The organism is Polaromonas sp. P1_G2 (genome assembly GCF_056405515.1).
This window is the reverse complement of record NZ_JBFUBY010000102.1, coordinates 1-13,262: the sequence shown is the minus strand read 5'-3', so window position 1 is coordinate 13,262 and position 13,262 is coordinate 1. Positions and strand designations below refer to the sequence as shown.

At 64.9% G+C, this 13,262-nt stretch carries 10 protein-coding genes; all 10 read right to left on the bottom strand.

The window, feature by feature from the left end; all coding sequences use genetic code 11:
- Positions 1-122: 122 nt before the first annotated feature.
- On the bottom strand, positions 123-1,976 hold the full coding sequence (locus tag AC1D0P_RS12560; RefSeq protein ID WP_477677044.1) for a multicopper oxidase domain-containing protein: 1,854 nt from the start codon (positions 1,974-1,976) through the stop codon (positions 123-125).
- Between the two features lie 819 nt (positions 1,977-2,795).
- Positions 2,796-4,496: a methyl-accepting chemotaxis protein gene (locus AC1D0P_RS12555; protein WP_477677043.1), complete on the bottom strand. Its 1,701-nt coding sequence runs from the start codon at positions 4,494-4,496 to the stop codon at positions 2,796-2,798.
- An 81-nt stretch (positions 4,497-4,577) separates the two neighbouring features.
- Positions 4,578-6,317: a methyl-accepting chemotaxis protein gene (locus AC1D0P_RS12550; RefSeq protein ID WP_477677042.1), complete on the bottom strand. Its 1,740-nt coding sequence runs from the start codon at positions 6,315-6,317 to the stop codon at positions 4,578-4,580.
- Between the two features lie 174 nt (positions 6,318-6,491).
- Positions 6,492-8,165: a methyl-accepting chemotaxis protein gene (locus AC1D0P_RS12545; protein ID WP_477677041.1), complete on the bottom strand. Its 1,674-nt coding sequence runs from the start codon at positions 8,163-8,165 to the stop codon at positions 6,492-6,494.
- A gap of 59 nt (positions 8,166-8,224) precedes the next feature.
- Complete coding sequence (gene flgJ / locus AC1D0P_RS12540) at positions 8,225-9,214, bottom strand: flagellar assembly peptidoglycan hydrolase FlgJ (RefSeq protein WP_477677040.1); 990 nt, start codon at positions 9,212-9,214, stop codon at positions 8,225-8,227.
- The gene (locus AC1D0P_RS12535; RefSeq protein ID WP_477677039.1) at positions 9,214-10,356 is read right to left on the bottom strand and encodes a flagellar basal body P-ring protein FlgI; all 1,143 of its coding nucleotides are present in this window, start codon (positions 10,354-10,356) and stop codon (positions 9,214-9,216) included. Before AC1D0P_RS12535 ends, flgJ begins: the two co-directional genes overlap by 1 nt.
- Positions 10,357-10,379: 23 nt before the next feature.
- Positions 10,380-11,072, bottom strand: coding sequence for a flagellar basal body L-ring protein FlgH (locus AC1D0P_RS12530; protein ID WP_477677038.1), 693 nt, complete (start codon positions 11,070-11,072; stop codon positions 10,380-10,382).
- Complete coding sequence (flgG, locus tag AC1D0P_RS12525; protein WP_436157631.1) at positions 11,072-11,854, bottom strand: flagellar basal-body rod protein FlgG; 783 nt, start codon at positions 11,852-11,854, stop codon at positions 11,072-11,074. The genes AC1D0P_RS12530 and flgG overlap by 1 nt, the downstream gene beginning before the upstream one ends.
- Positions 11,855-11,909: 55 nt before the next feature.
- The gene (locus AC1D0P_RS12520) at positions 11,910-12,653 is read right to left on the bottom strand and encodes a flagellar basal body rod protein FlgF (RefSeq protein ID WP_477677037.1); all 744 of its coding nucleotides are present in this window, start codon (positions 12,651-12,653) and stop codon (positions 11,910-11,912) included.
- Positions 12,654-12,694: 41 nt separating this feature from the next.
- Positions 12,695-13,262 (bottom strand): flagellar hook-basal body complex protein (locus AC1D0P_RS12515; RefSeq protein ID WP_477677036.1); only part of this gene is annotated, 568 nt, incomplete at its 5' end.

Genomic DNA, 13,262 nt, shown 5'->3' with positions numbered 1-13,262 from the left:
TTCTTTTGCTTACTTTTCTTTTGGCGAAGCAAAAGAAAAGTGAGTAGCCGCCGGGCTACCCCCGGCCAGCAGCACTCAGCTAAGAGCGCTTAGCCGGAGCAAGACCCGGCCTTATCTCCAGCTCAACTCACCTCCAAAATCATGGTCAACCCACCACCCCCCTGGTGCTCGACATTGTTGTTGGTGTTGTGGTGCGGGATATGGCAATGCACCAGCCACTTGCCGGGTTTGCGGGCTTTCCAGATCACGTCGTAACGCTGGCCGGGGCCCACATTGACCGTGTCGGCCTCAAAACGCGCCGCTTCGGCCAGCACATAGCCGTCGCGGGCCACCACAGTGAACGGCCCGCCATGCACATGCATGGGATGCACAAAATTGTTGTGGGTGCCGATGAAGCGCAGCTTGATGGTTTCACCCACGCGCATCTTGATAGTCTCGGTCTCGGGATAGGCCTTGCCGTTGATGGTGAAGTAATTGGGCATGGCGCCCTCCATCAGCATGGCCGGGTAGGTCAGCCCTTCGCGCTTGAGCCACTCCTGCAGCTGGATGACATATTCCTTGTCGGCCGGCTGCTCTTTGGCAGGATCTTTGGGGTCGATGATCAGCGCGCCGTACAAGCCCAGGGCTTGCTGGCGGTCCGCATGGTCGTGGGTGTGATAGAAAAATGTCCCCGCCTGTTCGGTCGTGAACTCATAGGTGTAGCTGCCGCCGGGGGGTATCGGCTGCTGCGTGATCTTGGCCGGCCCGTCCATATTGTTGGGAACGATCAGGCCATGCCAATGCACGGTGGTTGATTCCGGCAGCCGGTTGCGCACCTTGATGCGAACCCTGTCCCCTTCGGTGACGCGCAGCCGCGGCCCCGGCACCTGGCCGTTGAAGGCATAAGCTTGCACCTTCACCTCGGGCAGGATGTTCCAGCCMGCCACGCCGGTTTCAAGCTCGAAGACTTTCACGCCGTCTTCCAGCTTCGGCTCGAGCGGAACATCGCCACGCGCCAGGGCTTCGGCTTGGCGCGTGACCAGGCGCGGGTGGACCGCGGCCATGTCCCGCATGGCTTCGCCGGGTGTGTCCCAGCCCATGATCATGCCCGGCGGCATGATGGCGCCGCCGACATCCCGCGCGGACAAGCTCATGTTCACAAAAAGCGCAGGCACGGCCATGCCGCCCAGCAGCATCAGCAAGGTGCTCATGCAGACAGCCGCCAGCTGGGGCCTGGTGACATCGGGACGCATGGCATGGCCGTGGCCGTGCTGCGCTTCATGGCCCGCATGCGCCTGTGGGGACCCGGACGCATGCCCATCCTGGCCGGCATCGCGCCGGGTCATCAGGCCGTGCTTCATCTTCCGGGACACCATCCAGACGTTGACCGGGTAAGCGATCGCAAAACCGGCGATCACCCCCAGCGACATGACACCCCAGAAAATCAGCTCGGCCGGGTCCATGGCGCGCATGTCCCGGCCCATCATCAGCAGCGACATGACGGGCGCCATGCCGGCCATCATCGCGTTCATGCTGATGAACTCGGGCATGAAGGACTTCTTCACGTTCTCCAGGTAAGTGCCGCCCATCATGTTCTTCATGAACAGCGACTGGAAAATAAACAGGCCGAAGGCGAAGCCCGCAAGGTATTCCACGATCAGGTCCAGCCACATCGGCAAGCCCAACGTGGCGGTGATCACCGCCGCCAGGATGATGCCGGTCGCATCCCCCGCGACGCAATGGATGGTGGAGCCCACACCCTGCTTCCACAAGGGCTTGATGAAGTCTTCATGCTCGCCGGGGCGCGGCTCCTTGTCGGCCATGACATACAGCAGCAAGCCGATGGGCCCCATGTAGAGGGTGACCAGGATGAAACCCCATTTCATCACCACGGGTTCGGGATTGTGCTGGAACTGGTCCCAGGCCACGTAGGCGGTCGAGCCCAGGGCCAGGGCGAACCAGACGATCAGCAGGTAGTCGATGGGTTGAGCAATCATGGGGTCCACCATCCTTCTCAATCACTGCGGTGCGCGAAAGATTTCTTTATTTCTTCGCTGCCATGCGACCGACTATGGGGCTTACCCCTGTGGGAAGGTCAAGCGGACTGGGCCGTCGGTTCTGTAAAAGTTGCAACGGCGATTTGCCACTCTTGCTCTCTCCGCCGCTGGGGGGGTTGGCGCCGGTCTTGCTCCGGCGGCACGCTCTCCTCTGAGGGTTGTTGGCCGGGGTGGCCGGCAGCCAGTAACTTTCTTTTGCTTCGCCAAAAGAAAGTCACCAAAGAAAAGGCGACCCGCAGTCTGGGTCCCTCCGCTTCGCTGCGGGCAACCTGCGGTGCTCGACTACGGCGGGGTCTCGCGCAAACTCGCCTTCGGCTCAAACAAGCGCGATCCCTGATCCGCCTACGTCTGCGCTCCTCGGCCCAGCCAGGACGGGGCAAGCGGGAGCGGAAGCGGGAACAGAAGACAGAAATACAAAGAACAAACCAAGACAGACAAGGACTCGCCGYGGCGAGTCCTTGTTTCTTCTGTATTCGGTATTGGTATTCCTCGTCCCCACCCCTTGTGGATGCGCCGAGGAGCGCAGGGCCAGACGGATCAGGGATCGCGTTGTCTGAGCCGAAGGCGAGTTTAGCGAGACCCCGTCTGGACCGAGCACCGCAGGTTGCCCGTAGCGCAGCGAAGGGACGCAGCAACCAGGGTCGCCTTTTCTTTTGCTTACTTTTCTTTTGGCGAAGCAAAAGAAAAGTGAGTAGCCGCCGGGCTACCCCCGGCCAGCAGGTCTCAGAGGAGAGCGCCCCGCCGGAGCAAGACCGGGCCTTAAAACGTTTCCCAGCTCCCGCCACCGGCCATCGCAAGATCCCCCGCCGGAGCCGTCGACTTGCGCGGCGCCGAAATAGCCTGCCGGACCTGCGGAGGCTGTTTGGGAGTGGCCGGTCGGGCCACGCTGGAACGCTGCTGCTGCGCGGCTGGCGCATGGCCACCGTTGACCTTGAACACGCTGACCACTTGCGACAGGCCGCTGGCCTGCTCCTGCAAGGAGGACGCTGCCGCGGCCGCTTCCTCCACCAGTGCCGCGTTCTGCTGCGTGACCTGGTCCATCTGGGTAATAGCCTGGTTGATCTGCTCAATCCCGGAAGTCTGTTCCTGGCTCGCCGCGGTGATCTCGGCCATGATGTCGGTCACGCGTTTGACGCTGTCGACGATTTCGTCCATGGTTCGGCCGGCTTCGGCAACTTGTTTGCTGCCTTCTTCAACCTTATCGACCGAGTCGCCTATCAGCGTCTTGATTTCCTTGGCGGCGGCGGCACTGCGCTGGGCCAGGTTGCGCACTTCAGCCGCAACCACCGCAAAGCCCCTGCCCTGTTCACCGGCACGGGCCGCTTCGACAGCGGCATTCAAAGCCAGGATATTGGTCTGGAAAGCAATGCCGTCGATCACACCAATGATGTCGACAATCTTGCGCGAAGAGGCATTGATCGCGCCCATGGTGCCGACCACCTCGGCGACCACACTGCCGCCCTTCACCGCCACGCTCGACGCGGACACGGCCAACTGGTTGGCCTGGCGCGCATTGTCGGCATTCTGCTTGACCGTCGAGGTCAGTTCTTCCATCGAGGCGGCAGTCTCTTCCAGCGAACTGGCCTGTTGTTCCGTGCGCGAAGACAAATCATGGTTACCCGCAGCGATCTGGCTCGAAGCCGTCGCGATGGTGTCGGTCCCGCTGCGCACATTGCCGACAATGCCGACCAGGTTGTCCTGCATGGTCTTCAGGGCTTGCAGCAACTCGGCGGCTTCGTCCCGGCCCACGCTGTGGATGGGCTGGGTCAGGTCGCCGTCGGCGATAAACCGCGCGCTGCGGGCAGCCTGGCGCAAAGGCCCGGTGATGGAGCGGGTCAGCACCAAAGCCGATGCCGCGCCCAGCAGCAAGGCCAGCACCGAACCCACGATCAATATCAAGCGGCCCTGGGCCGCATTCTCTTCGGCCCGCGCCAGGGCGGCGTCATACAGCGTCTGCTGGAACTCCTCGAGTTTGTGGATGCTCTCGCTATAGGCTTCGGCCAGCGGCTTGAGTTCACGCTCGAGCACGGCAGTGACGTCCTCCCCGGCATGCCTTCTTTTGAGCACGGCGGCGCGCGGCGTGCGGTAGGCTTCGCGCGCGGCGTCGATGCTGGCGATGAGTTTTTTGCCCTCTTCCGTCTGGACCAGTTCGACCAGGCGCTTGCGCGAGGCGTTCGAGATTTCCGAGGTCTTGTCCATGTCGGCCTGCCACATCGGGATGCGGCTGGTGTCGGCGTCGAGGATGGACGCCCGCGTGCGTATCCAGTTCAGGTCTATGGTCTGGCGCCACTGCACGGCCATCTTGAGCCTCTCGTTGTCGATCGTTCCGAGCTGCTGGGTCGTGGCGGCCAGGCCCTGCAGGCGCCAGATGCCGGTGACGGAAATCACCGCCATGATGAAAAGAATCAGGCCGAAGGCCAGCCCCAGGCGGCTGCCGACCTTGATGTTGTTGAGTGTCATGATCCAGGCTTTCAAAAATGATGGGTTAAGCAGGGCCGGCTTGTGCTTGCTTTGATGCGGCGGGGGAATCCCTGAAGAGGCTTAAAAGGTTTCCCAGCTGCCGCCACCCGCTATCGCGAGATCGCCATTGGGAGCCGCCGGCTTGCGCGGCGCGGAAATCGCCCGCCGGGCTTGCGGTGGTTGTTTGGGTGTCGCGGCCGGCCTGGCCACGCTACTGCGTTGCTGCTGCGTGGTCGGCGCATGGCCGCCATTGACCTTGAACACGCTGACCACCTGCGACAGGCCGCTGGCCTGCTCCTGCAAGGAAGAAGCCGCAGCGGCCGCCTCCTCCACCAGCGCCGCGTTCTGCTGCGTGACCTGGTCCATCTGGGTGATGGCCTGGTTGATCTGTTCAATGCCCGAGGTTTGTTCCTGGCTCGCSGCCGTGATCTCGGCCATGATGTCGGTCACGCGTTTGACGCTGTCGACRATCTCGTCCATGGTYTTGCCSGCTTCGGCGACCTGYTTGCTGCCCTCTTCGACCTTGTCGACCGAGTCGCCGATCAGGGTCTTGATTTCCTTGGCCGCTGCGGCACTGCGTTGCGCCAAGTTGCGCACCTCGGCAGCCACCACCGCAAAGCCCCTGCCCTGCTCGCCAGCACGGGCTGCTTCAACCGCCGCGTTCAAAGCCAGGATATTGGTCTGGAAGGCAATGCCGTCAATGACACCAATGATGTCAACAATCTTTCTGGACGAGGCATTGATCGCGCCCATGGTGCCGACCACATCGGCGACCACACTGCCGCCCTTCACGGCCACGCTCGAGGCGGACACGGCCAGCTGATTCGCCTGGCGTGCGTTGTCGGCGTTCTGCTTGACGGTGCCCGTAAGCTCTTCCATCGAAGCCGCCGTTTCTTCCAGCGAGCTGGCCTGCTGCTCGGTGCGAGAGGACAAATCATGGTTGCCGGCCGCAATCTCGCTGCTGGCCGTGGCGATGGTGCCGCTGGCCTGGCGGATCTGGCTGATGACGCGGGCCAGTTCCTGCTGCATCTTGTGGATGGCATACAGCAGGCTTCGGCTGTCGCCCTTGCGCAGTTCCACCTGCACCGTCAGGTCACCCTCGGCCACGCGGTCCACGATGGTCGCGGCATAGGCCGGCTCGCCGCCGATCTGCAGGCCCAGCATGCGCGCCATGGCCACGCCCAGGCCCACGCTGGCGGCGATGCCGCCCAGCGCCAGCGCCATCATGGCCAGCCGGGAGCTTTTGTAGGTGGTGGTGACGTTTTCCATGCTGCCCCTGGCCAGCTGGTCGCTGTGCGCCACCAGGTTTTGCATCACTTCTTCCAGCGCGCGGGATTCCTTGACCAGGCTGGCGCTGTCGTCGGCCACCCGGCCGTCGTACTGCGAGGAGTCCATGGACTGCTTGAGCACCAGCGCCACAAACTCGGTCATCTGCTGCTTGAGGTGCGGCATCTTGCTTTCGTACTGCTGGTACAGCGCCGTGCCTTTTTCATCGCCTTCGAGCAGTGGCTTGACATCAGCCATGCGCGCCTCAATGCCCTGCAGCGCTGACGCGATGTCTTTTTTGCCGGTGTTGCGCTCGCCTATGGACGAGGCGGCCTGCAGCGTCATCTGCGCGCGGCTGGCGTAGAGCAGGTGGATGTTCGCCTCCTGCACGCCCTTGAGCACCTGCACCTCACGGCCGTACAGGCTCTCGGTGGCGGCGCTGATGCGGCCCATGTGGAAAATGCCCAGCCCACCGATGGCAGCGCCTATGGCCGCCACGATGAGGAAACTGCCGACCAGCTTGGTCATGACACGAAGTTGATGAAACCACTGCATATTTTTATTCCTTGTAGGGCCCCTAACGCGGGCGTTGAACTCAGTTAATTCACTTTCACCGGGAGCCGATCACAAAGCCCAGCGAAGCGGTCCTGGCTAGGCGCGCCGCCGCAGACAGTGCTACAGCACGGCAAGGCGGCACAACAACGCCAGGAGGGCTTTTTGATTGGCTCCCTAAAAAGTCTCCCAGTCGTCGCATGCCATGGCGAGCTCCTCTTTTTTCAATGCGGGTTTACGGCCGATGGCCTGCCGGGCCGGCGGCGGTTGCCTCAGCGGAGCGGTGGGCCGCTGCAGGGCAAAGTCATCCTCGAGCTTGAACACGCTGACCGCGTCCGATAGGCCGGCGGCCTGCTCCTGCAAGGAAGAGGCTGCCGCAGCGGCTTCCTCGACCAGCGCCGCGTTCTGCTGCGTGACCTGGTCCATCTGCGTGATGGCCTGGTTGATCTGTTCTATGCCCGAGGTCTGTTCCTGGCTCGCGGCCGTGATCTCGGCCATGATGTCGGTCACACGCTTGACGCTGTCGACAATCTCGTCCATGGTCTTGCCGGCTTCGGCAACCTGTTTGCTGCCCTCTTCGACTTTGTCGACCGAGTCGCCGATCAGGGTCTTGATTTCCTTGGCGGCGGCCGCGCTGCGCTGCGCGAGGTTACGCACCTCGGCGGCCACGACCGCAAAGCCCCTGCCCTGCTCACCGGCACGGGCGGCTTCCACSGCGGCGTTSAGMGCCAGGATGTTGGTCTGGAAAGCRATGCCRTCGATCACGCTGATGATSTCGRCGATCTTTTTGGAGGACGCGTTGATCGCACCCATGGTGTCGACCACCCCCGCGACCACACCGCCGCCCTTGACGGCAATGCTGGAGGCCGAGGCCGCCAGCTGGTTGGCCTGGCGGGCGTTGTCGGCGTTCTGCTTGACGGTGGAGGTGATCTGCTCCATCGAGGCCGCCGTCTCCTGGAGCGAGCTGGCCTGCTGCTCGGTGCGGGACGACAAGTCGTGGTTGCCCGCCGCGATCTGGCTGCTGGCCGTCGCGATGGTGTCGGTGCCGCTGCGCACATTGCCGACGATGCCGACCAGGCTGTCGTTCATGTTCTTGAGCGCCTGCATCAGCTGGCCGGTCTCATCCTGGCTGCTCACCACGATGCGGCTGGTCAGGTCGCCGGCGGCCACGGTTTCCGCGACCTTGAGGGCGCGACCCAGCGGCCGGATGATGCCCAGTGTGAGCCACCAGGACAGCAGGCCGCCCAGCGCCAGGGCGGCGGCGGCCATGGCGCCCAGGCTGAGCCGGCTCGAGCGGTAGAGCACATCGATGGCGCTCACGGTCTTGTCGATATTGGCCTTCTGGAAAGACAGCATGGCCTTGATGCTGGCGTCATAGGCTTCCAGCGCCGGCACCAGCTTGTTGTCGACCATTTCCAGCGCCTGTTCGGCCTGGCCCTCGGCCTTGAGTTTGAGCGCCGCGGCGCGTAGGCCGATATAGGCACTGCGTTTGGCCAGGCTGTCTTCGTAGAGCTTTTTTTCCTCAGGCGAGTCCAGCATGGCCAGCAGCTTTCCCGAGGTTTCGGTGATCGCCAGGCTGGTCCTGGAAATCGCTTTCTGGAAGTACTCCTGGTCGCGCGGGTCGCTGGTCTTGACCAGCGCGAAGGTGCGCACGCTGTTGGTGCTGGTCGCCACCAGCCAGTCGGCCGCCAGCCTTTCCTTGACCAGCGCGCGGCTGGCCATGTCGCTGGTGGCGTGGCCCACGCCCTGCAGGCGCCAGATGCCCAGCGCCGCGATGGCGGTGAGGAACAGCAGCACCAGGGCGAAGCCCAGGCCCAAACGTGTTCCGATCTTGAAATTGCGGATGATCATGGATGTCTTTGTGTGGGGGGCTTGTTTGTTTAGGGGGCTGCGTGTGCCTGCCGCCGTTGTCAGGTGTTCATCTGCCGCATGATGCGCACCAGTTTTCCGCCGTACTCGGGATCGGTTGCATACCCGGCGCGCTGCAGGCCATGGGCGGCCTCGGCCGGGTCGCGCGTGGCGACCACGCCGGAATAACGCGGGTTGTTTGAGAGGAATTTCGCGTAGTCGGCGAAGGCTTCGTCATAAGAGCCATAGGCGCGGAAAGCGGCGCGCGTCTTCTGCGGCGCGCCGTTGACAAATTCGGTGGTGGCGCTTTCAGCCACCGGGCCCTTCCAGCTGCGGTCGGCCTTGATGCCGAAGACGTTGAAGCTGCTGCTGCCGTCTTCCATGCGGATCTCGCGCTTGCCCCAGCCGGACTCCAGCGCCGCCTGCGCCATGATCAGCTGCGCGGGCACGCCGCTGGCTTCGCTGGCGCGTTGCGCGGCCGGCAGCAGGCGCGAGACAAAGGCCTCGACATGCGCCTGCGGCAGTGCGCCGCGGCTCAGCGTCGCCTGCGCGGTGGCCTCTTCATAAACCGAGAGATCCACACGGCCGGCGGCGGGCGCATAGGCCTGCGGCATGACGCGTGATTTGGGTGCCACCGCACCGGCCTCACCGGGGAGCACGGGCATCAAAGGCATGGGCAGGCCGCCGGCTTGCGACGCCGTATCTCCGCCCGTCATGCGGCTCAGCTGCGCATACATGGCATCGGCCAGGCCCAGGCCGCGGCCCGAAAGGTTTTGCGCAAGCTGCTGGTCCAGCATGGAGGTGTACATTTTTTCGGACTGGCTGCTGAACAGGCCGTCCGAGGGCRTGGCCTCGCGCATGCTTTTGAGGACCATGTTCATGAACATGACCTCGAACTGCTTGGAGGCCTGCTTCATGCCCTCCTGCGGCGAGCTGCGCGCCGTGCGCCGCAACTCGTCGACGCCCTGGATATCCAGCGACAGGCGCTGGTCGAGGACGCCGGAGGCTGGCGTGTTGAACCCGCTGGTGCCGGCAATGCTGGTGCCACTCATCAGATGATCTCGAGTTCGGCGCGCAACGCGCCCACAGCCTTCATGGCCTGCAGGATGGACACCAGGTCCTGCGGGTTGGCGCCCAGGGCGTTGAGGCCCTTGATCACGTCGGCCAGCGACGCGCCGCCCTTGACGACCTGCAGCGCACCGCCACCCTGGCTCAGCTCGATCTGCGAACGCTGGGTGGCGACCGTGTTGCCGCCCGAGAAAGGGCCGGGCTGGCTGATCACCGGTTCGGTGTTGATCACCACCGACAGGCTGCCGTGCGCCACCGCGCAGTCGTTGATGCGCACCGTCTGGTTCATCACCACCGAGCCGGTGCGTGCGTTGATCACCACCTTGGCCACGGCCTGCGAGGGGTTGACGTCAAGGTCCTCGATGCGGGCCAGGAAGCCGACGCGCTCCTCGGGCCGGGCCGGCGCGCTGACCTGGATCACGCGGGCGTCCAGCGCCTGCGCGGTGCCGGGGCCGAAGCTGCGGTTGATCGCGTCCACGGCTTTCTGCGCGGTGCCGAAATCGGTCTTGTTGAGCTCAATCATCAGCGTGCCGTCGCCGCCCAGCGGCGATTCCACCGCGCGCTCCACGATCGCGCCGGCCGGGATGCGGCCCGAGCTCAGCTGGTTGACCTTGACCTGGCTGCCGCTGGCCGAGGCGCCCGCGCCGCCGACCACCATATTGCCCTGGGCCAGCGCATAGACCTGGCCGTCCGCGCCCTTGAGCGGCGTCATCAAGAGGGTGCCGCCGCGCAGGCTCTTGGCATTGCCCAGCGAGGACACGGTGATGTCGATGGCCTGGCCGGGGCGCGCAAACGGCGGCAGCACGGCCGTCACCATCACGGCGGCCACGTTCTTGAGCTGCATATTGGTGCCGGGCGGCACCGTCACGCCGAGCTGGCCCAGCATGTTGTTGAGGCTCTGCGTGGTAAACGGCGTCTGCATGGTCTGGTCGCCGCTGCCGTCCAGGCCCACCATGAGGCCGTAGCCGATCAGCGGGTTGTCGCGCACGCCCTGGATGCTGGCGAGGTCCTTGATGCGTTCGGCCTGTGCGGACTGCACAGCCAGGAAGGCCAGGGCCGGCAGCAGCAGGCACAGCTTCAGTGCCAGGCTTCCCAGGGAAAGAAATTTCGGTGTGGCGTGCGTCATGGTTGAACAGGGTCGGAACGGGGTCAGAAGGGCAAGACGTTGAGGAAAACGCGCTGCAACCAGCCCATGGTCTGCGCTTCGTCGATGTAACCCTTGGCGCTGTACTCGATGCGCGCGTCGGCCACCTGGCTGGAAGGCACGGCGTTGTTGGCGCCCACGGTGCGCGGATTGACCACGCCGGAGAAGCGTATGTATTCCGTGCCCTGGTTGATCAGCATCTGCTTTTCGCCGCTGACCAGCAGGTTACCGTTGGCCAGCACTTCCACCACCGTGACCGTGATCACGCCGTTGAAAGTGTTCCTGGAATTGGCGCCGCCCTTGGCGCTCATGACGTTCTTGCCGCTGGCGTCGGCGTTCTGGTCGCTGGAGATCAGGCCGCTGATCAGCTTGGGGACCACGCCCAGGATGGACGTCGCGCTGCCGGTGCGGCTGGCGTCGGCGGCGGAGTTCTTGCTGGCATTGATGTTCTCGCTGACCACGATGGTCAGGATGTCGCCGACGTAGCGCGGGCGCCGGTCTTCAAACAAGGCCTGCGTGCCGAAGCCGGTGCGGTAGATCGAGCCGTTGGCGGGCCCGGCCTGGCGCGGCTGCGCCTCGGCGCGCGCCGTCATGGGCTGCTGCACGATGGGCTCGCGCGGCACCTGGGCGCAGCCGCCCAGCAGCAGCCCGACGGCGGCCAGCGCAGGGCCGCAGGCGTTCGCAACCGGGCCACGCATCACAGCTGCGCCAGGCGCGCGAGCATCTGGTCGGAGGTCTGCACCGCTTTGCTGTTGATTTCGTAGGCGCGCTGGGTCTGGATCATGTTGACCAGTTCTTCCACCACGTTCACGTTCGACGACTCGACATAACCCTGGTTCAGCACGCCGGCGCCGTTCTGGCCGGGCGCGGTCTGGTTAGCGCCGCCCGAGGCGTCGGTTTCGACGTAGAGGTTCTCGCCCTTGCTCTCCAGGCCCGCAGGGTTCATGAAGGTCGCGAGCTGGATCTGGCCGATCTGCACGTTCGCGCTGCTGCCGCCTTGGGTGATCGAGACCGTGCCGTCGCGGCCTATGGTCATGCCGGTGGTGTCCTGTGGCAGTGTGATGGCCGGCTGCAGCGGGTAGCCGTTGGCCGTCACGAGCTGGCCGTTCTGGTCGGGCTGGAAGGAGCCGTCGCGCGTGTAGGCATTGGTGCCGTCCGGCATCAGCACCTGGAAGAAGCCGCCGCCGTTGATGGAGACGTCGCGCGGGTTGTCGGTCTTGGTCGGGTTGCCCTGGGTGTGGATGCGCTCGGTCGCGACCACGCGCGCGCCGGTGCCGATCTGCAGGCCAGACGGCATGCGCGTCTGGTCCGAAGTCTGGCCGCCGCTCTGGCGCAGGTTCTGGTACAGCAGGTCTTCAAACACCGCGCGGCTGCGCTTGAAACCCGTGGTGCCCACGTTGGCCAGGTTGTTGGACACGACGTCGAGCTGGGTCTGCTGCGCATCCAGGCCGGTCTTGGCGATCCAGAGGGAACGAATCATGGAAAACTCCTGCGGAGGTAAAGGGGTGGTGAAGGGTGGGAGGGCGAATGCCGGGTCAGCTGTTGCCCAGCAGCTTGTTGGCCTGCTGGTCGTTGCCCTCGGCGGTCTGCAGCGTCTTCATCTGCATCTCGAAGCGCCGCGCGTTGGAAATCATCTGCACCATGGCCTCGACCGGGTTCACGTTGCTGCCCTCGAGCGCGCCGGTCTGCAGGCGCACGTCCGGGTCGGCCTGCGGCGCCGGCCGGCCCGGCTGCATGCGGAACAGGCCGTCGTCGCCGCGCACCAGGTCGGCGGCGGCCGGGTTGACCAGCTTCAGGCGGCCGACTTCGGCGGCGCCCACGGCCGGGTCGCCCGCGCCTATGGCCGTGAGCACGCCGTCGCCGCCCACCACGAGCGAGGAGCCGGGCGGCACCACCAGCGGGCCGGCGTCACCCATCAGCGGGCGCCCGCCCTGCGTGCTGACCTGGCCTTCGGCGCCCACCTGCAGGCTGCCCAGGCGCGTGTAGGCTTCGCCGCCGTCGGGCAGCTGCACCGTGAGCCAGCCGTCGCCGCGCACCGCGACGTCCAGCGGGCGGCCGGTCTGCATCAGCGGGCCGGCGCTCATGTCGGCGCCGGGCGTGGTCGCCACCACCATGGAGCGGGTGCCCATCTCCTCGCCGACGACCGGCACCGCGCGAAAGCTGTTGATCTGCGCGCGAAAGCCGGGCGTGGACACGTTGGCCATGTTGTGCGCCACCGAGGCCTGCTGCTCCAGCGCCTGCTTGGCGCCGGCCAGGCCGATATAAATCATCCGGTCCATGCTGTCCTTCGTTTTCTTTTTGGATATGCCTTGCTAAGGCATCAGCGCATGTTCACCAGGGTCTGCATGACCTGGTCCTGCGTCTTCACCGTCTGCGCGTTGGCCTGGTAGGTGCGCTGCGCGATGATCAGGTTCACCAGTTCGGCGGTCAGGTCCACGTTGGAGGCCTCGACCGCGCCGGACGCCAGCGCGCCCAGCTTGGTGCCGCTGCCGGGCGAGCCGGTCAGGGGCTGGCCCGATTCGGCGGTCTCGGCCCAGACGTTGTCGCCCTTGGGCTGCAGGCCGTTGGGATTCACGAAGGACGAGAGCACGACCTGGCCCAGGGTCTGGGTCTGCTCGTTGGAATACTTGCCGGTGATGGTGCCGTCCTCATTGATCGCGAAGGCGGTCAGCTGGCCGGAGGTGAAGCCGTCCTGCGTGAGTTTTTTCGGGTCGTTGACGTTGCCGAACTGGGTCGACTTGGTCAGGTCCATCGTGAAGCTCATCGCGTTGGAGCCGTTGGCGAAATTCAGGCCGGCGAAATTGATCTTGCCACCCACCAGCGTCGTCGGCGCGCCGGCGACCAGGTTGCCGTTGCCGTCGAAGCTCAAGGTGCCGGTGGCCAGCGGG

Bases quoted from the DNA above. Each gene is read 5' to 3' on its own strand.
- AC1D0P_RS12555 (WP_477677043.1), bottom strand. From the start codon at position 4,496: ATGACACTCAACAACATCAAGGTCGGCAGCCGCCTGGGGCTGGCCTTC.
- AC1D0P_RS12535 (WP_477677039.1), bottom strand. From the start codon at position 10,356: ATGACGCACGCCACACCGAAATTTCTTTCCCTGGGAAGCCTGGCACTG.
- AC1D0P_RS12530 (WP_477677038.1), bottom strand. From the start codon at position 11,072: ATGCGTGGCCCGGTTGCGAACGCCTGCGGCCCTGCGCTGGCCGCCGTC.
- AC1D0P_RS12520 (WP_477677037.1), bottom strand. From the start codon at position 12,653: ATGGACCGGATGATTTATATCGGCCTGGCCGGCGCCAAGCAGGCGCTG.
- flgG (WP_436157631.1), bottom strand. From the start codon at position 11,854: ATGATTCGTTCCCTCTGGATCGCCAAGACCGGCCTGGATGCGCAGCAG.